Source organism: Streptomyces sulfonofaciens, assembly GCF_014656295.1.
Classification (GTDB): Bacteria; Actinomycetota; Actinomycetes; order Streptomycetales; family Streptomycetaceae; genus Streptomyces; species Streptomyces sulfonofaciens.
On record NZ_BNCD01000008.1, the window covers coordinates 117,791 to 143,452 of the forward strand.

Annotated in this window: 17 protein-coding genes and 2 pseudogenes; 10 read left to right on the forward strand and 9 right to left on the reverse strand. The window is 68.8% G+C overall.

The window, feature by feature from the left end; translation table 11 throughout:
* The first annotated feature begins 30 nt into the window (after positions 1 to 30).
* Positions 31 to 645 carry a PadR family transcriptional regulator gene (locus IE313_RS15310; RefSeq protein WP_189932361.1) on the forward strand — a complete coding sequence of 205 codons (615 nt, stop codon included), beginning with the start codon at positions 31 to 33 and terminating at the stop codon, positions 643 to 645.
* Positions 646 to 944: 299 nt separating this feature from the next.
* Here IE313_RS15310 and xynA read toward each other — a convergent pair whose 3' ends face one another.
* Positions 945 to 1,628: an endo-1,4-beta-xylanase XynA gene (xynA, locus tag IE313_RS15315; RefSeq protein ID WP_189932362.1), complete on the reverse strand. Its 684-nt coding sequence runs from the start codon at positions 1,626 to 1,628 to the stop codon at positions 945 to 947.
* 643 nt (positions 1,629 to 2,271) lie between these two features.
* On the opposite strand from xynA, the gene IE313_RS15320 reads away from it, so the two are divergent.
* Both IE313_RS15320 and IE313_RS15325 read left to right on the forward strand, forming a co-directional pair.
* Positions 2,272 to 2,895 carry a TetR/AcrR family transcriptional regulator gene (locus IE313_RS15320; protein ID WP_189932363.1) on the forward strand — a complete coding sequence of 208 codons (624 nt, stop codon included), beginning with the start codon at positions 2,272 to 2,274 and terminating at the stop codon, positions 2,893 to 2,895.
* A 352-nt stretch (positions 2,896 to 3,247) separates the two neighbouring features.
* The gene (locus tag IE313_RS15325) at positions 3,248 to 5,128 is read left to right on the forward strand and encodes a ricin-type beta-trefoil lectin domain protein (RefSeq protein ID WP_189932364.1); all 1,881 of its coding nucleotides are present in this window, start codon (positions 3,248 to 3,250) and stop codon (positions 5,126 to 5,128) included.
* Positions 5,129 to 5,618: 490 nt separating this feature from the next.
* Here IE313_RS15325 and IE313_RS15330 read toward each other — a convergent pair whose 3' ends face one another.
* The gene (locus IE313_RS15330; RefSeq protein ID WP_189932365.1) at positions 5,619 to 6,638 is read right to left on the reverse strand and encodes a LacI family DNA-binding transcriptional regulator; all 1,020 of its coding nucleotides are present in this window, start codon (positions 6,636 to 6,638) and stop codon (positions 5,619 to 5,621) included.
* A 260-nt stretch (positions 6,639 to 6,898) separates the two neighbouring features.
* Here IE313_RS15330 and IE313_RS15335 point away from each other — a divergent pair, with 260 nt between their 5' ends.
* The 5 genes from IE313_RS15335 (at position 6,899) to IE313_RS15355 (ending at position 14,039) form a co-directional block, all read left to right on the forward strand.
* Positions 6,899 to 8,872: a glycoside hydrolase family 127 protein gene (locus IE313_RS15335; protein WP_189932366.1), complete on the forward strand. Its 1,974-nt coding sequence runs from the start codon at positions 6,899 to 6,901 to the stop codon at positions 8,870 to 8,872.
* 66 nt (positions 8,873 to 8,938) lie between these two features.
* The gene (locus IE313_RS15340) at positions 8,939 to 10,189 is read left to right on the forward strand and encodes a sugar ABC transporter substrate-binding protein (RefSeq protein WP_189932367.1); all 1,251 of its coding nucleotides are present in this window, start codon (positions 8,939 to 8,941) and stop codon (positions 10,187 to 10,189) included.
* A gap of 115 nt (positions 10,190 to 10,304) precedes the next feature.
* Entirely contained in the window at positions 10,305 to 11,288 is a 984-nt protein-coding gene (locus tag IE313_RS15345) for a carbohydrate ABC transporter permease (RefSeq protein WP_189932368.1), read from the forward strand.
* A 56-nt stretch (positions 11,289 to 11,344) separates the two neighbouring features.
* Positions 11,345 to 12,106, forward strand: a complete 762-nt coding sequence (locus IE313_RS15350; protein WP_189932679.1) for a carbohydrate ABC transporter permease — start codon at positions 11,345 to 11,347, stop codon at positions 12,104 to 12,106.
* A 190-nt stretch (positions 12,107 to 12,296) separates the two neighbouring features.
* A complete protein-coding gene (locus IE313_RS15355) occupies positions 12,297 to 14,039 on the forward strand; it encodes an RICIN domain-containing protein (protein WP_189932369.1) in 1,743 nt (580 codons plus the stop codon).
* Between the two features lie 415 nt (positions 14,040 to 14,454).
* On the opposite strand, the gene IE313_RS15360 is transcribed toward IE313_RS15355, so the two are convergent.
* The 4 genes and pseudogenes from IE313_RS15360 to IE313_RS15375 form a co-directional block, all read right to left on the reverse strand.
* Entirely contained in the window at positions 14,455 to 15,468 is a 1,014-nt protein-coding gene (locus IE313_RS15360; protein ID WP_189932370.1) for a DMT family transporter, read from the reverse strand.
* Between the two features lie 99 nt (positions 15,469 to 15,567).
* On the reverse strand, positions 15,568 to 18,717 hold the full coding sequence (locus IE313_RS15365) for an ATP-binding protein (protein WP_189932371.1): 3,150 nt from the start codon (positions 18,715 to 18,717) through the stop codon (positions 15,568 to 15,570).
* A gap of 132 nt (positions 18,718 to 18,849) precedes the next feature.
* Positions 18,850 to 19,692 (reverse strand): alpha/beta fold hydrolase, encoded by an 843-nt coding sequence (locus tag IE313_RS15370; RefSeq protein WP_189932372.1) that lies wholly within the window; start codon positions 19,690 to 19,692, stop codon positions 18,850 to 18,852.
* 458 nt (positions 19,693 to 20,150) lie between these two features.
* Positions 20,151 to 20,327 (reverse strand): annotated as a pseudogene (locus IE313_RS15375) (IS5/IS1182 family transposase); the annotation flags it as partial.
* Here IE313_RS15375 and IE313_RS15380 point away from each other — a divergent pair.
* A pseudogene (locus IE313_RS15380) lies at positions 20,318 to 20,663 on the forward strand (transposase family protein); the annotation flags it as partial. The pseudogenes IE313_RS15375 and IE313_RS15380 overlap by 10 nt on opposite strands.
* A 525-nt stretch (positions 20,664 to 21,188) precedes the next feature.
* On the opposite strand, the gene IE313_RS15385 reads toward IE313_RS15380, so the two are convergent.
* Together IE313_RS15385 and IE313_RS15390 are read right to left on the reverse strand one after the other, a co-directional pair.
* Complete coding sequence (locus IE313_RS15385) at positions 21,189 to 22,034, reverse strand: NAD(P)-dependent oxidoreductase (RefSeq protein WP_189932373.1); 846 nt, start codon at positions 22,032 to 22,034, stop codon at positions 21,189 to 21,191.
* A gap of 338 nt (positions 22,035 to 22,372) precedes the next feature.
* On the reverse strand, positions 22,373 to 23,296 hold the full coding sequence (locus IE313_RS15390) for a LysR family transcriptional regulator (RefSeq protein WP_189932374.1): 924 nt from the start codon (positions 23,294 to 23,296) through the stop codon (positions 22,373 to 22,375).
* 679 nt (positions 23,297 to 23,975) lie between these two features.
* On the opposite strand from IE313_RS15390, the gene IE313_RS15395 reads away from it, so the two are divergent.
* Positions 23,976 to 24,695, forward strand: a complete 720-nt coding sequence (locus IE313_RS15395) for an SDR family oxidoreductase (protein WP_189932375.1) — start codon at positions 23,976 to 23,978, stop codon at positions 24,693 to 24,695.
* Positions 24,696 to 25,150: 455 nt separating this feature from the next.
* Here IE313_RS15395 and IE313_RS15400 read toward each other — a convergent pair whose 3' ends face one another.
* The gene (locus IE313_RS15400; RefSeq protein WP_189932376.1) at positions 25,151 to 25,345 is read right to left on the reverse strand and encodes a hypothetical protein; all 195 of its coding nucleotides are present in this window, start codon (positions 25,343 to 25,345) and stop codon (positions 25,151 to 25,153) included.
* Between the last annotated feature and the right edge of the window lie 317 nt (positions 25,346 to 25,662).

A 25,662-nucleotide genomic window follows, 5' to 3' on the forward strand; every position in this document is an offset into this window, starting at 1 on the left:
CACGCCGAACGAGAGACGAGAGGGGATCCGGTGTCCCTGTCCCACGCCCTGCTCGCCCTGCTCGACGCGGGTGAGATGACGGGATACGAACTGGCCAAGCAGTTCGACCAGTCCGCCGACCGGGTCTGGCATGCGACGCACCCGCAGATCTACACGGAGCTGCGCCGCCTGGAGAGCGCGGGCCTGGTCACCGCCCGCGAGCTGCCGCGCGGCCCGAAGGCCAAGGCGGTGAAGCGGGCGTACGCCCTGACCGAGGCGGGAAGTGCCGAACTCCTGCGCTGGGTGGCGGAGATCGAGCCGCCCCAGCGTGTCAGGGACGTGGCCTGTCTGAAGGCCACGTACTTCGAGTACGCCGACCCCGGCACCGTACGCCGCCAGTTCGAGTCGCACCGCGACCACTTCCGGGAGCAGCAGCAGCGCTGGGAGCGGCACGTGGAGCAACTGCGCACGCGCCGGACGGAGCTGCTGAGCCGCCGTCTGGCCGTCGCTCCGCAGGAGGACCACGAGACGATCGTGGCCTACAAGGTGCACGCGTACCAGGGCCTCGTCGAGCGCGCCCGTACCGAGGTCGCCTGGGCGGAGCGCGGACTGGCGCTGGTCGATGAACTGGAGGCGCAGCGGCGGTCCCGCCGGGCGCCTCGCTAGCCCGCGTCGCCCAGGTGGCCAGGTGACCCGGTCGCCCGGTCGCCCACGCCCGCCTCGCTCCGGGCGGCGCCGTCGGCCGAGGTGGTGCCCTGACTCACTCCCGGCCGCGCCGGGCGGCGGCACCGGGCCCTGGGACATCACCGGCACCGGCCCCGATCGGACGGTGCGGGGCGTACTCACCTCGCACACCGTGCACTGACCGCCGCCGCGCGGCGCCGGATCCGCCTGGCTCCGGATCCGCGCGGCGGCCGGTCCGCGCGGCGGCCACGGGCCGTCGCGCCACCCCCCCCAGTGCGGTGTCAGCTCACGGAGAGGTTGGAGTTTCCGCTGCTCTGGTATCCCTCGGTGGCGAGGATCATGTAGTAGCTGAAGCTGCCCAGGCTCATCCCGGCGCGGGACCAGGCGTCGAAGTGGTTGCCCGTGGTGATGGAGCCGCCCGTCCGCTTCGACTGCCGGACGCTCCAGAACTGCGGGAAGGTGCGCGTGCCTTCGACGGAGGGGGCGTTGTACCGCATCGTCTGGTAGATGTCGTACGTACCGCCGTCGCTGGAGACCGTGCCCTTGTACGTTCCGGTGGGCCGGAAGGTGCCCCAGTTGTCGACGATGTAGTACTCCACGAGCGGGTTGGAGGTCCACCCGTACAGGGCCAGGTAGGCGTTGCCCGACGGGTTGAAGCTGCCCGAGTAGTTCACGGTCCTGCGCCCGCCGTTGCCCCAGCCCTTGCCGGCGACGAAGTTCCCGACGTTGCTCCACTGGGTGCTGTAGCTGCCACCGGACTTCAGGGTCATGGAGACCGACCCGCCGCCATCGGTCCAGAACGAGTAGTAGTAGCCGTTGTTCGTGCCGGTCTGGTTCGTGTTGATGGTCGTGTCGGCGTGGGCGGTTCCCGGCAGCAGCACCGTGGAGGTCACCAGGGCCGCGGCGCCGGCGCCGATGAAACCCCTGCGACTGATCGGACGGGCGGGGGTGTCGTTCTCGTACATGCTTCCTCCTCGTGAAGGCTGGCCGGAGGCCAGGCAGCGTGATACGACCCGGCGGAACTGCCGGAGAACAAGGTGGCGCTGACCGCGCGTCGGCGTCCTGCGACGCAGCGGGGACGAGCCGGTCGTCGTGCGGTCGACGGGTGGAGACCAGGACGCGGCTCGTGGCCTGGCTCGACAGTGGTTGGGCTCCCGTCGATGCCGACAGTGTTGGTCCGGCTCCATGGGGTTGTCAACGGTTCCCGCAAGGATTGCGAGAGTGATATTCCGGTTCGGAATTCCTTCGTAATGCATTGACCCAGGTCACCGGCCTTCGCCTGCCGTTCAGCCTCGAGGGCGAGCGGTTTGGCCCCCGGATATGGGGAGAGATCGGAGCCAACGTTGTCGAAAGTTTCGTATGCGTTCCCGATCAAGTTGCGGGCGAGGGGCGGGGGTGGGTGCGGGGTGGGGCGAGGGGCGGGGCGGAACCAGGGAAGGTGGGGGTGTGGACGCGGTGTCCCGGCCCCGCTCTCCAGCGAAGTGCCGGGATGGCGGGTTGCCGGGGCTCCGCGCTGCCGCCGGGCCGCCTCCGGTTCCGGCTGAAGGGGACGACAGGTAGACGACCGGTCTGTACCGTGAATAGTCGACCGGTCGTAGACTGCACGGCATGGGACGCACCAGTGACGGCAAGGAGAGGATCCTCGCGGCCGCACAGCGGCTGATCGAGCTGCGCGGTTACTCGGCCCTGGGAGTGGCCGAGATCTGCAAGGCCGCCGGTGTGCCGAAGGGGAGCTTCTACTACTTCTTCGATTCGAAGGAGACCCTGGCCCTTGCCGTCCTCGACGAGGAGTGGCACGCACAGCACCGCACCTGGGACGCGATCCTGGGCGGCGGCGACGGGCCCCTCCAGCGTCTGCGCCGGCTCTTCGAGGCGACCGAAGCCGCCCAGCGTGCCGGACAGCACTCCTGCGGCACCGTCGCCGGGTGCCTGTTCGGCAACCTCACGCTGGAGCTGAGCAACCGGACGGAGCTGATCCGCACCCGCCTGCAGGAGATCTTCGACGCTCAGGTGGCCATGGTCGAAGGGGTCGTGGACGAGGCGTGCGATCGCGGCGACGCCACCGTGGCCGACAGCAACGAGGCGGCGCGTGCCGTGGTCGCCCAGCTCGAAGGCCAGCTCCTCTTCGCGAAGCTGTACAACGACACCAGCCGTCTCGAAGCCATGTGGTCGAACTGCCTCGCGCTGCTCGGCGCCCGCGGGCCACGGCGGATCGCCGCCACCTCCTCCTAGTACTGCGAACACCGTTGCCGTGCCGGCCCCGCTGCCCACGACGGCCTCGCGCGCGTGGCCGTGCCGTGCGGACGCCGCGCGCGTGGCCGTGCTTCGGCCCGACCGGCTCCCCGAGCGGTCTCGACCGCGGACGCCGCGCGCCGTGCCGTGCAGACGCTCACGCCGAGCGCCGACCGGACCGCGGATGTCTGGTACAGACTTTTACGGAAACAGTGTCGCCGCTGGTCAGCGGGGGTGCAGCGGCGCCCGCCAGGCAGTCGTCCTCTTGACGCTGTGTTCCGGGGGCAGTTCACTCTCGCCGCGGCCCCACGGCCGCCCCTCCCACTACCGGGTACGAGAAGGGCAGCACCCCATGGGTAGATCGAGTGGCCTCTTGCGCCGCTGCGCGAGATCCGCGCTGGTCGGTGTTCTCGGTGTCGCGGGCCTGACCCCGCTGGCCGCGGGCACCGCGCAGGCCGCGGGCGAACAAGTGCACATCGCCCTGACCACCACGGACGACGCGGGCGGACGGCACGTCACCCGTGGCCTCCAGGACCAGGCCCCCATCGCCTTCCAGGCCGGCAGCGGCGGTGGCGGGACGACCGTCAACGTCGACGAGAACACCAAGTACCAGGAGTTCAGCGGCGCCGGCGCGTCGTTCACGGACACCGCGGCGTGGCTGATGAACAGCAGCGGGGCGCTGTCCCAGGCCACCCGCACCGACGTCATGAACAAGCTGTTCTCACCCACCTCCGGCATCGGCGTGAGCTTTCTGCGCAACCCGATGGGCACCTCCGACCTGGCCCGGAACGACTACAGCTTCGACGACGTGCCGGCCGGCCAGACCGATCCCGGCCTCGCGAAGTTCAGCATCGCCCACGACCAGGCCGACGTACTGCCGCTGACCAGGCAGGCCAAGCAGCTCAACCCGGCCCTCAAGGTGATGGCGTCGCCGTGGACCGCGCCGCCGTGGATGAAGGACAACGACAGCTACGACCAGGGCTGGCTGGAGTCCCAGTACTACGGCGCCTACGCCCAGTACTTCGTGAAGTACATCCAGGCGTACCAGAGCGCCGGAGTGCCCATCGACTACGTCTCGGAGCAGAACGAGCCGACCTGCTGCTCCGGCTACCCGTCCATGCAGTGGAACGGCTCGGGCCTCGCCTACTTCGCCAAGAACAACCTGCTGCCGGCCCTGCACAGCGCGAACCTGAAGACCAAGGTCCTCGCCCTGGACTGGAACCCCGACTCGTACGCGGGATACGCGCAGCCGACCGTGGACGACGCCGCGATCCGCAGCGACCCGAACTTCGGCGGTATCGCCTACCACGGCTACACCGGCCACATCGACACGCAGACGACGGTCCACAACCAGTACCCGGACATCCCGGCCTTCGACACGGAGCACTCCGGAGGCACCTGGATCGCGGACCAGCAGAAGGAGGACATGACCAACCTGGTCGACTACTTCCGCAACTGGGGCCAGAGCTGGGTCAAGTGGAGTCTCGCCGTCGACCAGAACATGGGTCCACACAACGGTGGCTGCGGCACCTGCACCGGCCTGATCACCGTGCACAACGGCGACAGCCGCAGCGGCCAGGTGGACTACACCGTCGAGTACTACACCATGGGCCACGTCACCAAGTTCGTGCGGCCGGGGGCCCGGCGCATCGCCTCGACCGCCTCCAGCGCCCTGCCGAACGTGGCGTGGCTAAACCCCGACGGGAGCAAGGCCCTCATCGCCTACAACCCGTCCGCATCGCCGCAGCAGCTCAAGGTCGTCTGGGGCGGCCAGTCGTTCGGCTACTCGCTGCCGGGCAAGACCTCCGCGACGTTCACCTGGGCGGGCACCCAGAGCGGTGGCTCCGACACGACGGGCACCCTGACGGGTCTCGGCGGCAAGTGCCTCGACGCCGCCGGCGGCTCGACGGCCAACGGAACGGCCGCCCAGATCTACACCTGCAACGGTTCGACGGCCCAGCAGTGGACCCTGAAGGCCGACGGTTCGGTACAGGCGCTCGGCAAGTGCCTGGACGTCGCCGCGGCCTCGACCGCGGACGGGGCAAAGGTCCAGATGTACGACTGCAATGGCACGGGCGCCCAGCAGTGGCGTCTGGAGCCGGCCGGTGACCTGGTCAACGCCGGGGCCGACAAGTGTCTGGACGTGACGGGCATGTCGTCGGCCGACGGGACGAAGGTCCAGCTCTGGACCTGCACGGGCACGGCCAACCAGAAGTGGCAACTGCACACCTGAGTCAGGAGCAGGCCGGGGCCCCGTCCGACCGGCGTCCGCGAGGCCGGACGGGCGCCCCGGCGGGGGCCCCTGCCCACCGAGGACGCCGAATGCCCGGTGTTGGTACACGCCCTCGAACAGTCGCGACACCACTGACCCGGTCCGGCATCAGTCCACGCGCGCGCCGCGCCGGACGCCCCGGCCGCCGGCGGCTCGAACCGCCACCGGTCACGGGGTTCTCGACACCCGGGCATCGAGTTCCTCGGACGGCTCCCACAGGCGTGCGGCGGTGTCGGGGCGATGGCGAACTCGTGCACTGCGTCGATCGACGGATCGTCGTCGGCGAGGCGTGGGGCGTCGGTCTCATCGCCGCCACCCTCGGCCCGTCCGGCTCCGGGAAGTCGGCCCTGCTGCCCTACCCACGCGGCGAAGGGCGGCGATCCACGCGCACCGGCGGACGGGCTTCGTCCTCTGCGGGCCGGACACCACCGCGGACCGTACACGCGGCGGTTCAGCTCGACTCGCGGACGACGAGGCGGCAGGGAACGGTGCGCACGCCTGGCTCCGGCTTGCCGCCGATGGCGTCCAGCAGCCGCAGCGCGGCCTGCCGGCCGACCTCGGCGAGGTTCATGTCGATCGTGGTCAGGGGCGGGCGGCAGGCCAGGGCCATGACATCCCAGTTGTCGTAGCCCACGACCGCCACCCTGCCGGGGACATCCACGCCGTTCTCGCGCAGGCTGTCGGCGACGCCCCTGGCGATCTGGTCGTTGCCGCAGAAGAAGGCGTCCGTGTCCGGTGCGGCACGCAGGACCGTCTCGGCGGCGCGGCGTCCCCACGTCTCGCTCCACTCGCCGAAGTGGACCCGGCCGGTGGAGAGCGCCAGCGAGGACTGTTCGAGCAGCTCGACGGTGTGCTGGGCGCGGTCGCGGGCGGCCGCGTGATGTGCCGGGCCGGTCACGTGCGCGATCCGGGTGCGGCCCGTCGCCAGCAGGTGATCGACTGCCAGTCGCGCTCCGCTGCGGTCGTCCGACACGACGGACATGTCGTCCGGATCGACGGACGGCGAGAGCGCGTAGACCGTGGGGATCGGCTCGATGCCCGTCAGGGGAGAGCGTGGGTCGGTGCGCCGGCCGGTCACGATGATGCCGTCCACCCGGCGGTCCATGAGATTGCGCAGATGGTGCTGCTCGCGGATGGCGTCGCCCCGGGTGTCGCACAGCAGCACGGAGATCTTCCCGGCGCCGAGCGCGTCCTCGGCGCCGAGCAGTACCGGAGTGCTGAAGCGGCCGATGCCGTCGGTCGTCATCAGCCCGACAGTCCAGCTACGGCCCGTATGCAGGCTTTGCGCATGCTGGTTGGGCCGGAAGTCGAGCGCTTCGACGGCGGCCAGGACCCGCTGCCGCGTCTCGGGCCGCATCCTGCCGCCGCCGTTCAGCGCTTTCGAGGCCGTCCCCACACTGACGCCGGCCAGCTTGGCGACATCGGCGAGCTTCGCCCGCCCGGCTTGGGGAAACCCTGGAACGGCGGCCACGCGCAATCCTTTTCCTAGAAGACATCAGCTACGCCCATCGTCGCACCCATCCCGACCCGTGGCCAGTTCCCCGCAGCAGTCCGAAAAAACTTGCCGCATCCCCCCTTGACTCATGCTCGTGGGCTCCCTACGTTTCCGGCAGAAAATCGTTTTCCCAAACGGGTCCGAGGAGCGGAGCACCGCTGGGCCGTTCCCGGGACGCACGGCATCCCCGTGCGCCGGGCTTCGCCCGTTTTCCCGCCTATCTTCTTCGGAGAGCCATGCTCCGCCCACGTTCCGCTGTGCCGTCCTCCACGTCTTTGGCCGCGCCTGAAGCGGGGCGCGTCCCCATGGGCCCGGTCCGCCTCGGTCCGGGCGCCAAGGCCGCGCTGGTCCCCGCCACCGTTCAGGTAGGCGCCGGCTTCTGGGGCACCCGGCGGAAGGTGAACGCGCACAGCTCCATCCCGCAGGGCCCCGGCCTGCTGGAGTCGGCGGGGAATCTGAACAACCTGCGGGTGGCCGCGGGCGCCGCCGAGGGCGCGTTCCAGGGCGCGTACCCGTTCGTGGACTCGGACGTCTACAAGTGGCTGGAGGCCGCCGCCTGGCAACTCGCCCAGGGGGCGCCCGGGGACGGCGGCCCGCTCGCGGCCGACGTGGAGCGGATCGTCTCCCTCGTCGCGGACGCGCAGCAGCCCGACGGCTACCTGAACACGTGGTTCCAGTTGCTCAAAGGGGGCGAGCGGTACAAGGACCTGCGCTGGGGCCACGAGTTGTACTGCGCCGGCCATCTGATCCAGGCCGCGGTGGCCCACCACCGGGCCACCGGGCGCCGTCAACTGCTCGATGTGGCCGTCAGGTTCGCCGACCACATCGACAGCGTCTTCGGCCCCGCGGACAGCGGCAAGCCCCTCGACGGCGTCGACGGCCACCCCGAGGTGGAGACCGCTCTGGTGGAGCTGTACCGGGAGACCGGTGAGCGCCGCTACCTGAACCTCGCCGGCTACTTCGTCGACCGCTTCGGGCACGGCCTGCTCGGCGGCGAGGCGTACTGCCAGGACCGCGTCCCGCTGCGCGAGGCGACCGACGTGGAAGGGCACGCCGTACGCCAGTTGTACCTGCTGGCCGCCGCGACCGACCTGGCGACCGAGACCGGGGACGCGGGACTGCGCGCCGCGGCCGAACGGCTGTGGTCGGCGATGACCGCCACCAAGACGCACCTGACCGGCGGACTGGGCGCCCACCACGACGAGGAGGACTTCGGCGACCCGTACGAACTGCCCAACGAGCGTGCCTACTGCGAAACCTGCGCCGCCGTCGCCTCCGTCCAGTGGAGCTGGCGCATGGCCCTGCTCACCGGCGAGGCCCGCTACTCCGACCTGATCGAGCGCACCCTCTACAACGGCTTCCTGGCCGGCGTCTCACTGGACGGCGAGCGCTGGCTGTACGTCAACCCGCTCCAGGTCCGCGACGGTCACACCGACACCGGCGGGGACCAGTCGGCCCGCCGCACCCGCTGGTTCCGCTGCGCCTGCTGTCCGCCGAACGTGATGCGCCTGCTGGCCTCCCTGGCGCACTACCTCGCCGGCGGCGACGCGGGCGGTCTCCAGATCTGCCAGTACGTCACCGGCCGCTACACCGCCGAGGGCGTCACCGTCCGCTGCGAGACCGACTACCCCTGGCAGGGCGTGATCGGGCTGACCGTGGAGGAGGCCCCGGCGGACCGGACCAGGACCCTCTCGCTGCGCATCCCGCAGTGGTGCGGTGAGTTCCGCGTCCGGTGCGCGGACACGGCGTACGACCAGACCGACGCTCCGGTCGACGACGGCTGGCTGCGGCTGGAGCGCACCTGGGCACCCGGCGACCAGGTCGTCCTCGAACTCGGCCTGGAACCCCGCCTCACGGCCGCCGATCCGCGGGTGGACGCGGTGCGCGGCTGCGTGGCGATCGAACGCGGACCGCTCGTCTACTGCCTCGAACAGGTCGACCACCCCGGCGGCGGCCTGGACGACATCGTCCTCGACACCACCCGCGCGCTCACGGTGGAACACCGTCCGGACCTGCTCGGCGGCGTCACCACTGTCGTGGCCGCGGGGCACCGCCGGCGGATTCCCGATGCCGGCTGGTGGCCGTACCGGAGCGCGGAGGGCGCCGGCGCGCCGCCGGCCGGCGAGCCCCTCGCACTGACCGCGATCCCCTACTACGCGTGGGCGAACCGTCAGGACGGCAGCATGCGCGTCTGGCTGCCCACCTCCTGAACCCCGCGGCCGTCCCAGGCTCCGCCCCCCGCTCCCCGTGAGAAGCCCCGAGACAACGAGGTCACCGTGAGAAACCGCCGCCACAACCTGATCACAGCCGTCGCCGCCATCGGCGCACTCACCTCCCTGGCCGCCTGCGGCAGCGGCGCCGACTCCTCCGCACCCGGGTCCGGCGAGGCCGGCGGAACGTACACCTTCTGGGACCCGTACCCGCAGTTCGACACCTCCTCCCCCTGGGGCGAGCTCGTCGCCAAGTGCGGCAGCGACGCCGGGGTCGAGGTCAAGCGCACCAGTATGGACACCACGGACCTGGGCAACAAGGCGCTGCTCGCCGCCCAGCAGGGCAACGCCCCCGACGTGATGCTGGTCGACAATCCCGTCGTGTCCACGCTGGTGGAGGCGGGAATCCTCAACAAGACCAGCGAACTCGGCCTGGACACGAAGCCGATCCAGAGGAACATCCTCGGCGCGGGAGAGATCGACGGCGCGTCCTACGGTGTGCCGATCGGCGCCAACACGTTGGCCCTCTACTACAACAAGAAGGTCCTGTCCGCCGTGCACGTCGACCCCGCCTCCGTCAAGGACTGGGCCTCGCTGACGGCAGCCCTGAGGAAGGTCAAGGCGGCGGGGATGAAGGGCATCACCTTCTCCGCGAACAACACGGAAGAGGGCAGCTTCCAGTTCCTGCCCTGGTTCTGGGGCGCCGGCGGCGACCTCACAGAGCTGAACTCGGGCCAGGGCGTGGCCGCGCTGTCCCTGTGGAAGCAATGGGTCGCATCCGGGTACGCGCCCAAGGACGTCCTCCAGAACACGCAGACCACCACCTGGCAGGAGTTCGCCACCGGGGACTACGCCTTCGGCGAGAACGGCACCTGGCAGCTCGGCAACGCGGACAAGGCCGGCTTCGACTACGGCGTCATCAGCATCCCCGGCCGCAACGGCGGCTCGGCGCCCGTGCCGACCGGCGGCGAGTTCGTCACGGTCCCCGTGCAGAAGGACGCCTCGCGCTACGACGTCAGCAAAAAGATCGTCACCTGCCTGACCAATTCCGCGAACCTGCTGAGCACGGACAACACCCTGATGTACGTCGCCCCCACCGCGACGGTGCAGGCCGCACAGGTCAAGTCGGACCCCAGGCTGAAGCCGTGGGTCAGGGCGGTGGCCGCGGCACGAGGCCGCACCAGCGGCGGTCTGGGCACCAAGTACCCGACCATCTCGCAGCCGATGTGGACCGCCGTCCAGGCCGCCCTGTCCGGCGGCAAGAGCCCGAAGGACGCTCTCGACGCCGCGCAGCGGGCCGCCGGCAAGGGCAACTGACGCTCGGCGCCCCCGTGGCACGCCCCGGGACCTCCTTTCCCTGAGCCGTATGGCACCCGCAACCGCCCGGACACCACCACGGCTCCGGGCAGGCCACCCGCATCCAGGAGTTCGCATGACCACCGCCCGCGTCGACTACCGCTCACCGCGATCACCGGCCGCGTTCGCGGCGACCGGCACCGATGACCGGACGGACGCCTCGGTGTTCCGGCGCCGGCAGCGCCGCAGGAGCCGGCTCACCGCGCTGGCCTTCCTCGCCCCGCTGGTCCTCTACCTCGCCGCCTTCTACGTCTACCCCCTCTACCGCAACCTCGACCTGAGCCTGCGCGACTACACGGTCCGGTCGTTCGTCTCCGGTGACGCACCCTTCTCCGGGCTGGACAACTTCAGGACCGTCCTCCACGACCTCACGTTCGGGCCGGCGATGCGCCACACCATGATCTTCACCTTCGTGTCGATCGTGTTCCAGTACGTGGCCGGGCTCGCCCTCGCGGGCTTCTTCAACCGGCACTTCCGGCTGGCCGGCACACTCCGGGCGCTCTTCCTGATCCCGTGGCTGCTCCCGCTGATCGTGTCGGCGTCGACCTGGTCGTGGATGCTCAACAGCGAGTCCGGCGTCATCAACTACGCCCTCCACCTGGTGGGCGTGTCCCCGGTGGACTGGCTCGACTCCCCGGGCTGGGCGCTCACCTCGGTGATCATCGCCAACATCTGGATCGGCATCCCGTTCAACCTGGTCATCCTCCACAGCGGTCTGCAGAACATCCCCGGTGAGCTGTACGAGGCCGCGGCCCTGGACGGGGCGAGCGCCTGGCAGCAGTTCCGGCGCATCACCTTCCCGCTGCTGCGGCCGGTGTCGGCGATCACCCTGCTGCTCGGTCTCGTCTACACCCTCAAGGTGTTCGACCTGATCTGGATCATGACCAAGGGCGGTCCCGGCGACGCCTCCTCCACCCTCGCGACCTGGTCCTACCAGCTCGGATTCGGCACCCTGCTGCCGAAGTTCGGTCCCGGGGCCGCCGTCGGGAACATCCTCATCCTCATCGCCCTCGTCTTCGGGCTGCTGTACATCCGCGTCCAGAAGAGGCAGGAACCGTGAACTCACGTACCCGATCGCGACGTCACACCGTCATCGGTCTCGTCCTCACCGCCCTGATGCTGTTTCCGGTGTACTGGATGCTCAACGTGTCCCTCACTCCGCAGCAGGACATGCGCAAGAGCCCGCCCGACCTGCTGCCCCTGCACCCCACGTTCGAGGGCTACCGTGCCGTGCTGCACGACCAACTGCCCTACCTCGGCACCAGCCTGCTCATCGGTCTGGGCACGGTCGTCCTCACCCTGCTCCTCGCCGCCCCGGCCGGTTTCGCACTGGCCGAGCTCAGGCCCCGCGGCGGAGGACTCCTCGGCCTCGTCCTGCTGGTCGCCCAGATGATCCCCGGCATCGTCACGGCGATGGGCTTCTACGGCATCTTCCTCGACCTCGGGCTGCTGAACTCCTGGTGGGGCCTGATCATCGCCGACTCGACCATCGCCGTGCCCTTCGGCGTCATGATCTTCACGGCCTTCATGTCCGGGATTCCCGGCGAACTCATCGCCGCGGCCCGCATCGACGGCGCCGGCACCTTGCGCACCTTCCTGTCCGTCGTCCTGCCGGTGAGCCGCAACGCGGTCGTCACGGTGTCGCTCTTCGGCTTCCTGTGGGCCTGGTCCGACTTCGTCTTCGCCAACACGCTCGACGGTGGCGGCGAGTGGCGGCCGATCACCCTCGGCATCTACCACTACATCGGCAACAACAACCAGGAGTGGAACGCGATCATGGCCACGGCCGTCATCGCGTCCCTGCCCGCCGTGGCCCTCCTCGTCCTCGCCCAGCGCTACGTGGCCGCGGGCGTCACCGCGGGCGCCGTCAAGGACTGATCCCACGATGCCGGCAGCCCGCGGCCCACCGACCGGGTGGAACCGAGCTCCACCCCGTCCGCCCGCGGACACCGCAGCGCTGTCACCCGTCACGGGGGCCGACGTCCCACCTGACCGGCCGGCCCCGAGCCGTCACCCCCCGGCGCACCGCGCCACTGACACGTCCCCTTCCAGCCCAGGAGAGTCGCTGATGTCAGACCTGAGCTCCCGCCACCGCGGCAGAGGAATCCTCGGCCGCGCGTGTGCCACCGCCCTCGCCACGGCCCTGGCCGCCACCACCATCGTCCTGTCGGGCACGTCCGCCCAGGCCGCCCCCTCCGCCACCACCCTCGTCGTCAACGCCAACCAGACCCTGCGCCCTGTCACGCATGTGGCGACGGGCAGTCTGTACGGTCTGGCGAACGCCACAACACCGGCTGACAACCTGGTGCAGGCGATCAAGCCGAACACCTTCGTGCAGAAGCCGCAGGACGGCCGTCAGCAGCCGACCGGCGACATCCTGACGGTGGCGCCGAAGGCGGCCAGAGCCGGAGCGAAGGTGGTCAACCGGCTGTCGGACTACTACGCGGGATGGCCCTACCAGTTCAGTTGGAGCAACTGGCTGAGCGTGGTCGACGACCAGATCGCGAAGACCAAGGCGTCGGGCATCACGAACCTGGCCGCCTACGCGCCCTGGAACGAGTCCGACAACACCTGGCTGTCCTCCAACGGTACGTTCGAGGACTTCTGGACCAGGACCTACCGGGAGATCAGGTCCAAGGACACCACGACGCCGATCCAGGGCCCGAGCTTCTCGGACAACATCAGCGACATGGACAACTTCTTGAGGAACGCGGTAGCCACCAACACGGTGCCGGACATCATCGCCTGGCACGAGCTGTCCAGGTCGTCGAAGATCGCCGGTGATGTGGCGACGGTGACCGCCCTGGAGAAGAAGTACGGCATCAGTCCGCGACCGATCGCGATCGAGGAGTACGCCGCCCCCTCCGAGGTGGGCGTTCCCGGTGCCCTGGTGGGCTACATCGCCAAGTTCGAGCGCCTGGGCGTGCACGACGCCGAACTCGCCTTCTGGAACCAGTCCGGAGCGCTCGGGGACCTGCTCACCGGCCAGGGCGGCAGCCCCAACGGCGCCTACTGGCTGTACAAGTGGTACGCCGACATGAGCGGCAGCATGCTCGTCACCACCCCGCCCGCCCAGACCGGCATCGACGGAGCTGCCTCCCGCAACAGTGCCGGCAACGAGATCGACGTCGTCTTCGGCGGCAGTTCCGGCGACTCGGCCGTGACCGTGGGCGGACTGGGCTCACTGCCGGCCTTCGGGTCGTCCGTCCATGTCAAGGTCGAGGACACACCTTCCCCGGGACGCACGGTAGCCGTGTCCGGGCCGACCACCCTCACGGAGTCCGACTACGCCGTGAGCAACGGCTCCATCACGGTTCCGGTGATCGCGAACAGCACCCACGGCTACCACATCGTGATCACCCCGGGGAGCGGCAGCGGTTCCACCCTGGACGGCAGTTACCAGATCACCAACAAGAACAGCGCTCTGGCGCTCGACACCCAGAACGGGGCCACCAGCCAGGGCACGCTGGTCGACCAGGCCACACTGGGCAACTCGGCCACTCAGACCTGGACGCTGGTGTCCGCGGGCTCGGGCCTGTACAAGATCCGCAACCAGGCCAGTGGCCTGCTGCTGGGAATCACCAACGCGAGCACCTCTGACGGCGCCACCGCGCTGATCTGGGCCGACAACGGCACCCCCGACCACCTGTGGCGGATGGTGCCCGATGGCACCGGCTACTACAAGGTGGTCAACTACAACAGCAACCTGCTCCTGGGCGTCCAGAACATGAGCACCGCCAGCGGCGCCCAAGTCCTCCAATGGAACGACAACGGCACCGCCGACCACTTGTGGAAGCTCAATCGGCGCTGACCCCTGGCCGCACCTGCCGGTTGCCGCCGCCTCGTCCGTCGAGGCGGCGGCAATCGGCAACGGCCCCGGGTCTGATGCTGTGAGCATGGCTCTCTTGGCTGAGTTGCAGAACGATGCACGGCGGATCAATCGGATTTCCGGCCAGAGGACGGTCTCGGCATCGCCGTCGATGGCACGGCTCGGCAGGGGCTGGCTGTTCACCGGTTGTCCCGTCGCACTGACCTGGAGCCCCCGGGTCCCCGTGCGGGCGCTGAGGCAGAATGGCGGAGGTAACGGACGTGGCAGACGACCACGGCCGCCAGGAGACCATCCCGCTCCGCCTTCGCCACCATCCGCTGTTGTCGGAAGAGTGGGCTCGTGAGCCCTACCGGGCCGGAATCCCATCGCTGACGGGATCGACGACGAGAAATCCAAGTCATGGCTTCAGCGAATGCGCCGACAGCGGAGGCTTTGTCCCTCCTTCGGGCGGAGGGCTTTCCGAGCCCAGCGCCAGGGTTCTGTCGGTATCCGGTGAAAACTTCCTGGTTCGGATGGAAGAACGGCCGGGAGACAGCATAGGCAGGCACATGGTCATCATTCCGAGGAGGATCAGCGCGCAACCGGACCATGCCAAGGGTGAGAGCTGCTCGTGGAGGAGTAGCAGGGCGATCAATGCCGCGGCCAGGGGTTCGGCGAGGCTCAGCGTACCGGCCGTGGTCGCCCCCACTCGGCTGAGACCTGTGGAGAACAACCAGTACGCGGCAGCAGTGGTGACCACTCCCAGCCAGGCGATCAAGGCGAAAGTGGTGCCGTCGTGCACCGGGACGGTGCCCCTGACCAACCAAGGCAACAGGAGGACGGAACCCACCAGGAGAGTGAGCGCGGAGAGCGCCGGCAGGTGGGCGGCGGAGGTGGTGGCGGCCAGCTTCTTGGCGAAGACCGTGTAGAGGCCGTAGCAGGTGCCCGCAGTCACGGCCAGGAGCAGGCCGATCGCATCGACGCGGGCACCGTCCGGAACAAGGAGGAGGGCGCAGCCAGCGACGGCGGCGACCGTGCTGACCAGCCAGCCGGCACCCATCCGTTCCCCTGTGACCCACCGAGCCGACAAGCCGGTCGCCGCGGGGGCGGTACCCAGGGCCACCACCGTGGCCAAAGCCGCCCCGGTCCGCGCCACCGCGGACAAGAAAGCCGCCTGGTAGAGGGCCGTCGAGAACACGCAGATCAGCAGGGAGGGCAGAACCATGCGCATAGGGAGAGCGCGCAACTTCTTGGGGCGGACAGTGAACGCCCCGAGTACCAGTCCACCTGCCAACAGCCGCCAGCCGCCCAGGGCTGCGGGCGTCATGGGACTGGACGCCAGGACCTGAGCAGGGCCGACGGTTCCCCACAGCACGGCCGCCATCAGCACGAGACTCGCGCCGAATACCGAGTCGTTCTTTCGCGTAGCCATGAGCAGCGAGACTAGGTGGAGATCTGGTTCTGACCGGTCATCGCCGTACGATATTCGGCTTGGGCGTAGTGAGATGGAATTTGGTCCGCCGGAAAAACTCTAGCTGCCGGAGTCGCGGAACGATGTACGGCAGAACCCACCGGACCCTGTTGCCAGGGTGGGGACCCGGTGCAGCACCCTCTCCATGTGTCCGGACCGGCGGGTGGCCTTTTCCATGTCGGCGAGCAGATGCAGATGCAGCATCCGGATGAGTACGAACCCGGACCGGCGGGTGGTCACCAGGGCGGTGCGAGCAGCTTCGAACACCTGGTCGCCGTCGTCTCCGGTTCGCACTCGCGCCCAGGCGAGCAGTAGCGTCAGGTTCGCCTGCCAGATACGCGAACCCGTGTTCTCGGCGAGCCGGAGAGCCGGCTGAGCGGTGGCCAGGGCCTGGCGGGCCTTGCCGTCCAGCACCGCCAGCATGGCTGCCACGTACAGCGTCGCGAGCCGCTCCGCAGGCACAACGCTCTGGTCGGCGGTGATGATGTCCTGCAGTCTTCTCACCAGTTGTCGGGCGGCGCCCCGCGCGCCGCAGTGCCACAGGCTGACGGCCTGCCAGCACCGGAGGGCAATGTGTACACGACAGCCGTGCAGCCGGGGCGTGCCGGGGACTCCGGCGGCCAGGGCACGGTTGAATTCGGCGAGAGCGTCGTGGAAATGGGCCCGGCTGTATAAGCGAACCCCGCGCACGTAGTGCAGGATCACCGCGTCGGCCCCCTCGCCGGCCGACCACGAAGGACCCGGCCCACAGGTCAGCATCGCCTCCGCATGCGCGAACCGGCCCTGGCACAGCATCCCCAGGCACCGCCCGACGCGACTGACCGGGCTCTGCGCACGGCGCAGCAGCCGGGTCAGACGGTCCATGCGGTCGTAGATCGCCATGGTGGCCCGTGCGCCCGTTCCGTGCACGAGAGTGGCGATGTCCGCCTGTCTGGCGAGCAGGTCGAGGTGGAAGCCGGCGCAGCCGGACTCGTCGTGGTCGGCGAGCAGTGAGGAGGCCAGTTCGAGACAGCGCAGGGCGGGCTCGTACGCGAAGCTGCGTGCCAGCCGGTCGGCCTCGGCGATCAGCGGCGCCAGCACGTCCTGGGGCGGGAGCCTGCGCAGGGCTGCCTGGGCGTGGGCGGTGACGGAGGCGGCGAACGAGTCGGGCTCGGGAGACATCCGGCGGACGAGTGATCGCACGGCACGCCGGTGGATCGCCACGGCGGCCTCCTCGGACAGCTCCTGTCGGACCACGTCCCGGATCAGCGAGTGCTCGAAACGGATGCTTCCGCCCGCTGCGGTCTGCGGTCGCAGGAGGTCGCCGCGCTGGGCGAGGCGAATCGCCTCCACCATGATGCCGGCCTGGTCGATCATGTCCTCCAGGACGGCCCGGGGAGTGCCCTCTGCCAGGACAGACGCCATGTCGAGCACGGCGCGTACGTCGTCCGGCAGGGAGCCGATGCGTTCGAGGATGATCTCGCGGACACTGTCCGGGATCATCAGGCGCACGTCATCCGGTGTCGTGCGGTCGGACAGGCCCCGTGCCAGCCCGAGGACGAAAGAGGGGTTGCCGTGGGTGCGCTCGTGAAGCGCCGCCACGATCTCGCCGTCTGGTTTCCCTGTGTGAGGCGACACCGTGGCGGCCAGGGTGGCCGTCTCCGGCCTGCTCAGTCCGCCGAGGCGGATCACTTCGACGCCGGGCTGTTGGAGGAGGGCCGCGAGTGTCTTGCGCAGGTTCGGGTCATGGGCGGGCAGGAACGTCCGTAACGACACCAGCAGGATCAGGTGCGAGCCTGCCATCTGCCCGGCCAGGAACCGCAGGACCGCCCAGGAGGAGGGGTCGGCCCAGTGGAAGTTCTCCAGCACCAGGACGAGCGGGCTTTGACCCAGGACGGCCAGTGCCCGGGTGATGGCATCGTGGAACTCGAAGGCCGAGGGCGTGGCGTTTGCGCGCCACTCGGGCACGTTCTCGGAGTCCGGGGCCAGTTCCGGGACCAGGTGGCCCAGCACCCGCCGTATCTCGTCGGACAGGGACTGCATGAAGCGGGGCCGCACTTCCAGGGCGCGCCGCAGGATCCGGGACCACGGCCAGAAGGCGGGCATGCCCTGCATGTCCGGGCACTGGACGGTGATCGCGTCATTCGTCTTTGCCATTGCCGTGAACCGCTGAAGAAGACTCGTCTTACCGATACCCGCCTCTCCGAGTATGACTGCGGTGCGGCCGCTACGGGACCAGGTGACCGGTTGCGCGGCGACCAGCGCGCGCAGTTCGTCCTGCCTGCCGACGAACGTCCTCACGTCCGGGTTGCCCGTGGGCTCGGGAGCCTGGTTCGTGCCGGCGAGGAGCAGCGGCTTCGGCTCCGCGGCGGGTGGTTCTTGGGACGGGTGCAACGCCGGGTCATGCCGCAGGATGTCGGCGTGCATCCGCTGTAATGGAAGGCTGGGGTCGACGCCGAGTTCCTTTGCCAGCACACGGCGGGTGCGTTCGAAAGTACGCAGGGCGTCGGCTTGTCGGCCCATCCGGTACTGCGCCCGCATAAGCAGACGCACCAGCCCCTCTTCCAGCGGGTTGCGATTGACCTCGCTCTCGAGCTCGGGCAACGTCACCGAGTCGAGCCCCAGGACGAAGGCCATCTCGGCCCGCTGCTGGATGACGCTGAGGCGGACGTGCCCCAGACGGATCGATTCCTGGCTGGCGAACGCATATTCGGCGAGCTCTTCGAACGGAGGGGCGGTCCAGGTGCTCAGAGCGGCGCCGAACAGATGGAACGCGAGAGCGTGGTCCGCATCGCGTGCGGCCCGGTGTCCCTCGTCCGCAAGTCGTTCGAACCGGGCTGCGTCGATCTCCTCCGCCGGGGCGACGAGGACGTACCCGGGCGGTTGATAACGAATCTTCAGGCGGGAGCCGCTGGGAAGTGGCCAACTGGAAAGCAGCTTGCGCAGCCGCGACACATACGAGTGGAGGGACGCCAGCGCCTGCTGAGGCGGTTCGCTGCCCCACAGACGATCCACCATGGCCGGCACGGGCACCACACGGCCTACTTCGATCAGCAGCACGGCCAGCACGGCCCGTTGCCGAGGAGGGCCGAGCTGGACGGTGTGACCGTCGAGTACGACTGACAGCGGTCCGAACACCGAAATCGCGGGAGTCTGCAGCCTGGTCGGGGCCGTCGAGCTCGGCCACCGGTCGCCTGGAACGTTCCCGATGCTGGTCTGCTGGTTGTGCACGGCAGCCCCTTCTTGACGTCATGCGGACGGTCCTGCTCGATGCCCAGGCAACACCAGGGCCCTGAGCAGGAAAGATGGAGACGCTCCTACCGCCCGGCGGGGTGTGGCGCTACCCGCCGGGCGAGGGGTGGTTCAGTCGCGGAGGAAGTCGAGCGTCTGCTGGACGAACAGGCTGTGATGCTGGAAGATCGCGCCGTGCCCGGCGTCGGGGTAGATGCTGAGCTGGGCGCCGGGGATCTGCTGCGCCAGGGCGAAGGAGTTGATCGTCGGCAGCATGGTGTCCTCATCACCGTTGACGACCAGGGTGGGCTTGGCGGGGGATTCCAAGGGGAGTGCGGGGGCGCTCTGCTCCCACTTGGCAAGCGCGGTGAGCTGAGCGCCGATCGTCTCATTCGAGGCGGGGACGTCGCGGTCGTCGGTGCGCTGGTCAAGTCGGGCGAGGAAGGCGTCCGCGGCCGCCTGGCTGGTGGGCGTGGGCGAGAAGAACAGGAAGTGCTTCGGGTGCTTGCCCTGTGCGGATGCCTGCTGCACCGCGTCCTGTAGTACGGCTCCGGTCCTTCCGCCTCCCGGGCCCCCTGCGGGAGTCGTGCCGGCCAGGACGAGGCGCCGAACGAGATCGGGCCGCTGCTGGGCCACGACCTGGGCGACCATGCCCCCCAGCGAGAAACCCAGCAGGTCGACGGCTCCCAGTCCGCTCGCCTCCACGAAATCCACGGCGTCCTCGGCCATGGCCTCGACGCTGTCGGGCGTCACACCCTCGGAACGGCCGACACCCCGGCCGTCGAAGGCGATGACGCGCCGCTCGGCGGCGAGGCCGTCGATGACCGCCGGGTCCCAGTCGTCCAGGACGCCGGTGAAGTGATGGAGGAGGACGACGGGGACGCCGCCGCCGTCGGCGCCTACCTCCCGGTATGCGAAAGAGGTGCCGGCAACGCTCACCGTCTCGGTCGGGGCGTGCGTGTAACTCGTTGTCATGATCTCTACTTCCCATCGACATTGCCGCACAGCGGACAGCGCGACCCACCGCCATAGAATAGCGATCGATACATAACGAACGTTGTCCCATGCGGCCTGGCAGACGGCAATGGCGTGAAGGGCGTCAGGCTGCCGGCCCCCGATGTCCCGCTTCCGGATGTCCCGCTCCCGGCCAAAGAGCCGGAACGGGAGTGTGTCGGCGCCCGGTTCGCAGTACACGGCAAGAAGGTCGGCCCCCGGCCTCCTGTAGGCAAGCGCCCCTGCGGGTCCTTGGTGCAGCCGCGCACCGTCGCGCGGCGGGCACCGTCGCGCGGCACCGGCGCAGATGCGAGCGCCTGCGAGTGCCGCGCCGCCCTGGAAGGTCCTGGCGGTCCTGGGGCCGACGGGAGCGGTCACCACAGCACCGTGAGCTCACAGTCGCTGCGTCAACTCGTGGGCTGTCGAAACAACGGTCGACATCATGAGCGGGGCTGTCGCTGGGTGATCAGGCAGCAGGCGAGTTTCAGGAACGCTTCGCGGATGTCGGCTCGTCGCTGCCACCGGATGCGCAAGCGCCGGAAGCCGTGCGGTCAGGCGAAGGAGCGCTCGGTCACCCAGCGGTAGGTGCCCACTCCGGCGCCGCGGAGTTGCCGCCGGGTTCGGGATCAGCGAGTCCCCCGCCCTTGCCCGCACCAGCGCCGGTCGTCGACCTGCTCGCCGGGACGTGCACCGGGTCTGCTGAGTACGCTGCGCGGGCACGAACCCGACGTCGTCCTGCTCGACGGCACCCTCGCCGAGTGTGACCGGGTCGGCGACGGCCTGGCCGGCCACTCCCGCAGACCCTGGTCGACCACTCCCGCAGACACCGACGCCACGGCGTGAACGTGCAGGTCGTCACCGACCCCGGCGGCCGGCTGCTATGGCTCTCGCCCGCCCTGCCGGGCCGCACCCACGGCCTGACCGCCGCCCGTACCCACCGGAACATCCGGATCCTTTCCGCATACTGGCCACGGCCCGACTCGCCCAGCCCCAGCCGGATCCTTCGCGACGTCGGGATCGGGGTTACCGAGGTCCGTCACGACGCGTAGAACCCACTCACGACGCACAATTGTGCGCGCGCGCCGCTTCTCCGGCTGGACAACCAGCGTTCCCATACGGACGACGGCCCACCACTGTCCGTGTGACCATGAGCCGCACCGGGGGCCAGGGCCGCTCGGTCGAAAGTGCTCCGCAGGGCCATGCGGTAGAGCTCGGCCATTGCTTGATCCGACAGCAGGCCAACCAGCTTGTTCGGGGGAAGTCCTCTGCGTTCCGCAACCGCGATGAGCAACTTGGCCACGATGTCGATCACCGTGTCCCCGTCGAAGGGCGCAGAAGGGGCAAGGACTTGGTGATGCATATCGCGGTCTCTTCCTGTGATCGATGTCATAAGCGCCGCTGGAGCGGCAGCACGCCAGGGCGACGTGCGAAAGGACGACGCACAAGCGGTTTACGGTCGGCCCCGCCGGATGCATCCGTTACCTCGCGTCGCCAGCCGCAATGACGGAGAAGTCGTCGTCCCCACGGCCTGCGCGTACAGCGGTCTGCAAGGATTCGAAGGTCGCGGCGACGGCGGGCAGTGCGTACTGGCTGCTGTGCAGCATCAGGCGGATGTCCTTGGCCAGCAGATCTGCGGAGAACTGCGTGTCGTCAAAGGTGCCCGCGCTGATCACGTCGCCCTTGAGCGCCCTCATTCCGGCCAGCATGGTCAGGTCCAGGGTCGACAGGATCTCGTCGGTGTCAAGGTCGTTGGAATGCCCAAGGCGCAACGCTTCAACCACCCCCTGTATGCCCAGGGCCACCGTCATGTTCGCGATGAGCTTGGCTGCCGCGGCCTTTCCGGCGGTCTCGTAGGTCTTGACCTTGGCGCCATCGGCCCATACGACGATCTCTTGCGCCCGGGCCACCGCTCCGGGAGTGCCACCGAAAAGCACACCCAGCTTCCGGGCGCGGGCGGGCGCAAGCGAACCGATGACGGGTGCGTGTACGTAATCGACCCCCTGTTCCGTCGCCCAAGTGTGGAACGATGTCGCGTCGGCGGGTGAGATGGTCGTGACATCGATCCACAGGGCGCCGGGAGCGAGGGGGAGTTCCCCTTCCACCACGACCTGGCGGACCGCGTCAGGGCCGAACAGGGCGGTGACGACGGCGTCCGCACCGTCCACCGCGTCGTACGCCGTCACCGCCGCATGGGCACCCTGATCGATCAGGGGAACGGTCGCACTGCTGGTCCGGTTCCACACTGTGACGTCATGGCCGTCGGCAACAAGATGGGCGGCCAGTTCGCGGCCCATACGGCCAAGGCCGAGGAAAGCGATCTTCATGAGTCATGTCCTTCAGTGAATGGGAGGTGCCTCGGGGAAGAGAGGGGAAGAGAAGCGATCAGCCGGCAGGACCGGCGCCGGCCCACTCCGTGCGGAGGTCGACCGGCTGAATGGACCGCGGAGGCGTGCGGGCGATTCTGATACTCACTCTGGCGCCGACCCGCTCGCGGTGTCCAAGACCTCATCCGCCTTCTGTGGTGCCGTGAAGGTACTGATGGGGTGGGGAAGAAGAGGGGTCGTACCGACCGGCTCGGAGAGAAGTGTCGATTCGCCACCAGCTTCACCCGACCCCTCTGATGCGCGATCGCCGGCCCCGAACTTTGACTACAACCGCCGCCTCATCGCCGCGACACTCCGTCTGATCCATCCTCCCCCGGGGCGGACGCATCGCCTGGGAAAGGGGGGTACTTCGCGGCGATGTCCGCGAACTCGCTGATGAGGGGGCTCCGGCGGCTTGCATCCCATGCGAGGCCGACGTGGTTCGGCCCGATGTCGTGAATGTGGAGATACGCGAGGTCCGGCCTGCGGTAAAACAGCGCCGCCGATTCCGGCAGGATGGCGATGCCGCGGTTGCAGGCCACGTGCTCAAGTTTCTCCTCGACGGTGTAGGCATTGTCCCGTTTTTTTCGAGGATGGTTCTCTTGCATTTCCGCCGCGATGTCACGCCATTCCGGGACCGCATCGGGGTGCTGGAGCAGATGTTCCGCCGCCAGGTCCTTGATGCTCACCGGTCCCTTTCCGGCGAGCCTGTGGTCGCCGGGCAGGACGGCGACTCGCGCCTCGGCGAACAAGTCCAGGACGCGCAGCCCACGCGAGTTGACGGGCTGTCGTACATAGCTCACGTCGACACGGCCGTTACGCACTATCTCAGTCTGGTCCTCCCAGCCGCTGCGGACCACGTCGACAGACAGAGCGGGATGTTCGGATGCCAGTGCACGCACAGCCGATGTCACGATCAGCCCGGGCATGAACCCCACCGTGAAGATTTCCTCCCCCCTGGCCGCTATGTTCGCCCGCCGCTGCAAAGCCTTTGCACCGGTGAGCAGAGGCGGGGCGTCGCATAGGAGTTGCCGACCGGCTGGGGTCAGTTCGACTCTCCGTTTGTCTCGGACGAAAAGCTGAACATGCAGTTCACTTTCGAGCGCCCTGATCTGTCGCGAGAGCACGGGCTGGGCGATGTGCAGGGCTTCGGCGGCCCGCCCATAGTTGAGATACTCGGCCAGCGCCATGAAGTAGCGCAGCTTTCGCAGGTCAAGGTCCATCCATCGCCCTTTCTCAGACCTCAGCAGTACCTGGGTTACCCAGCACCAGCTCCTTGCGTGCACAGTCACGGACGGTGTCCATGTGCAAGGCATCGCGCCTAGGCCCTAGGCCCTAGGTCTGCGGCCTCACCGCGCGGCACCGCCGGACCGTACGGACCTTCGACTGCGGGCGGAGAACCGCCGTGCGCGGGGGTGGGCTCAACGGTGGCTTCCGCGATCGGAAGGTGTCCAATACCCATCTGCGTGCGAGTGATAGCCGCAGGGCATTACAGCTCGTGAGGGTGCTGCCGAGACGAACTGGGTGGCATCCGGCGCACGACGACCGCCGCTGATCGCCCGGTCCGCCCGCAGGGTATGGGTGCACGTCATGCCGCCCGGTCGTCGGCGGCGACGGCCCAGGAGCCCTGACTCGCTCGCCCCGGGCAACGGACCGAGCAGTCAAGTCGCACAGTGTCGTTAGGCGAAGCAGCCGGGACAGTACGACTCCCGCCGAGCCAGGAGGGCGCGCATCTCCTTGCCGGCGCGGGTGGTGCCCTCCGGCGTGATATCCGCAAGGTATGACTTCGGACCTAATAGGTCTTGGACGCGAAGACGAGAATTCCTCGACTATGGAGGGGTAAAGAGGGCGGCCCGAAATCGGGCCTGTTGACACCACGATCGTTTGGAAGGCTTGGTCACCATGGATCTCACCGGGCAGCGCGTCGTTCTACTGGGCGGCACCTCGGGCATCGGGCTGGCAACGGCTCTGGCTGCGAGTGCTGAGGGCGCACAGGTCGTCGTCGCCTCGAGCCGACAGGCAAGCGTCGACAAGGCCCTGACGGCGTTGCCGAGCGGTGCCGAAGGATACGCGGTGAACCTCGCCGACGCAGACGAGACGGCGACCTTCCTCGCGGGCCTTGGAGAATTTGACCACCTGGTTTACACCGCTGGCGAACCACTTACCCTAATGCCGCTCGACACGCTCGATATGGAGCAGGCGCGGTCTTTCTTCACCCTGCGCTTCTTCAGCGCCCTGAACGCGGCACGCGCCGCCGCCGCACATCTGCGGCCGGGCGGTTCGATCACGCTGACGACCGGCACGGCCAAAGACCGACCCGGCCCGGGGTGGGCGGTCGCGGCCAGCATCTGCGGTGCGGTGGAGGCCCTCACCAGGGCGCTCGCGGTGGAACTGGCTCCGCTCAGGGTCAATGCAGTCTCTCCTGGCGTGGTTCGCAGCCCTCTCTGGTCGGGCCTGAGCGAAACCGATCGCGAGGCAATGTTCGAAAGCATCGGAACTTCCTTGCCCGTCGGACGCGTAGGCGAAGTCGAGGACGTCGCGCAGGCGTACCTGTACCTCCTCGGCCAGTCCTACACGACCGGCACCGTACTGACGATCGATGGCGGCACGATTCTCGTCTGATCTGAAGCGTGTTACAGAAGGCTGGGGTCAGGGAGACACTCCTGTGTGCGGTGGGTTATTGGGGGTGATCCACTGTGGGTGGACACGTCCACGGGGCTGCGGATCAAGGGGGCCTCCAGGGGCTCTTAGGGGTGATTTTGCACCCTCCTTCCATCTTGAACACTCGCATCAGCATCATCGTTCTCCCTAAGGGATATGACGCAGACCGCCGGTGACTCTCCGAGGAAGCTTCGACGGCTGTGCGGGTTGCGGGGTCGGCTGGACAGGCTTCCGGCGGATGCGTGTTGTGCGGACGCGAGCGGAAACCCCGTCGGTCACCTCCTTCTACCTCATGGAAGAGGGCGAGGCTGCGGTCCACTCGGTGGGCCAGAAGCTGCCGAAGGGGTGCACCTCTCGGCAACCAGCGTCGCGCAAGCCCAGCGGACGGGACGTGCGCACGGCATCCGGGCCCTGGGTCACGCCTCCACGACAAGCCGGGAGACAGCAGTGAGCGCGGCTCCGAGGACCTCTCGCGATTCTTCTCCGGCAGGCACGGCCCGGGCGACCGTGACGGCACCGATGATGGTGGCCACGGCCGTCCAGGCGTGCTGAGGCTGCTCACCCGGGGTGCCCCTCATGGCAGGAGCCGGCGTCGGAACGAGTTCGGCCATGCGGCGCCGGTAAGTCTCGCGCACGGGAATCTCCGCCCGCGAAACGTCCACGCTCAGCCTGGGCATCACACAGCCGTCCGCGACTTCCTCCCGGTGTTGATCGCTGAGGTGAGCGGCCGCCAACTTCCGCCCGGCGTGGGTCGCTCCGGGGGAGTGAGTGATGCCCACAGCAGACGGTCGAGCGGATCGACGATGACCTGGACGCTCACCCCGTGCTTCTTGTGCTTTCACATCCGCGCGGCCGAACCGCGGCGTCATCGACGCCCTGTCCGCAGCCAGCATCCGGTGCTGGGCCGACAAGGCGCATCAAGGCGCAA

Coding starts and splice junctions, on each gene's coding strand:
- IE313_RS15325 (WP_189932364.1), top strand. CDS start 3,248: ATGGGTAGATCGAGTGGCCTCTTGCGCCGCTGCGCGAGATCCGCGCTG.
- IE313_RS15395 (WP_189932375.1), top strand. CDS start 23,976: ATGGATCTCACCGGGCAGCGCGTCGTTCTACTGGGCGGCACCTCGGGC.
- IE313_RS15390 (WP_189932374.1), bottom strand. CDS start 23,296: ATGGACCTTGACCTGCGAAAGCTGCGCTACTTCATGGCGCTGGCCGAG.
- IE313_RS15355 (WP_189932369.1), top strand. CDS start 12,297: ATGTCAGACCTGAGCTCCCGCCACCGCGGCAGAGGAATCCTCGGCCGC.
- IE313_RS15350 (WP_189932679.1), top strand. CDS start 11,345: ATGCTGTTTCCGGTGTACTGGATGCTCAACGTGTCCCTCACTCCGCAG.
- IE313_RS15345 (WP_189932368.1), top strand. CDS start 10,305: ATGACCACCGCCCGCGTCGACTACCGCTCACCGCGATCACCGGCCGCG.
- IE313_RS15335 (WP_189932366.1), top strand. CDS start 6,899: ATGCTCCGCCCACGTTCCGCTGTGCCGTCCTCCACGTCTTTGGCCGCG.
- IE313_RS15385 (WP_189932373.1), bottom strand. CDS start 22,034: ATGAAGATCGCTTTCCTCGGCCTTGGCCGTATGGGCCGCGAACTGGCC.
- IE313_RS15370 (WP_189932372.1), bottom strand. CDS start 19,692: ATGACAACGAGTTACACGCACGCCCCGACCGAGACGGTGAGCGTTGCC.
- IE313_RS15320 (WP_189932363.1), top strand. CDS start 2,272: ATGGGACGCACCAGTGACGGCAAGGAGAGGATCCTCGCGGCCGCACAG.
- xynA (WP_189932362.1), bottom strand. CDS start 1,628: ATGTACGAGAACGACACCCCCGCCCGTCCGATCAGTCGCAGGGGTTTC.
- IE313_RS15360 (WP_189932370.1), bottom strand. CDS start 15,468: ATGGCTACGCGAAAGAACGACTCGGTATTCGGCGCGAGTCTCGTGCTG.
- IE313_RS15400 (WP_189932376.1), bottom strand. CDS start 25,345: ATGGCCGAACTCGTTCCGACGCCGGCTCCTGCCATGAGGGGCACCCCG.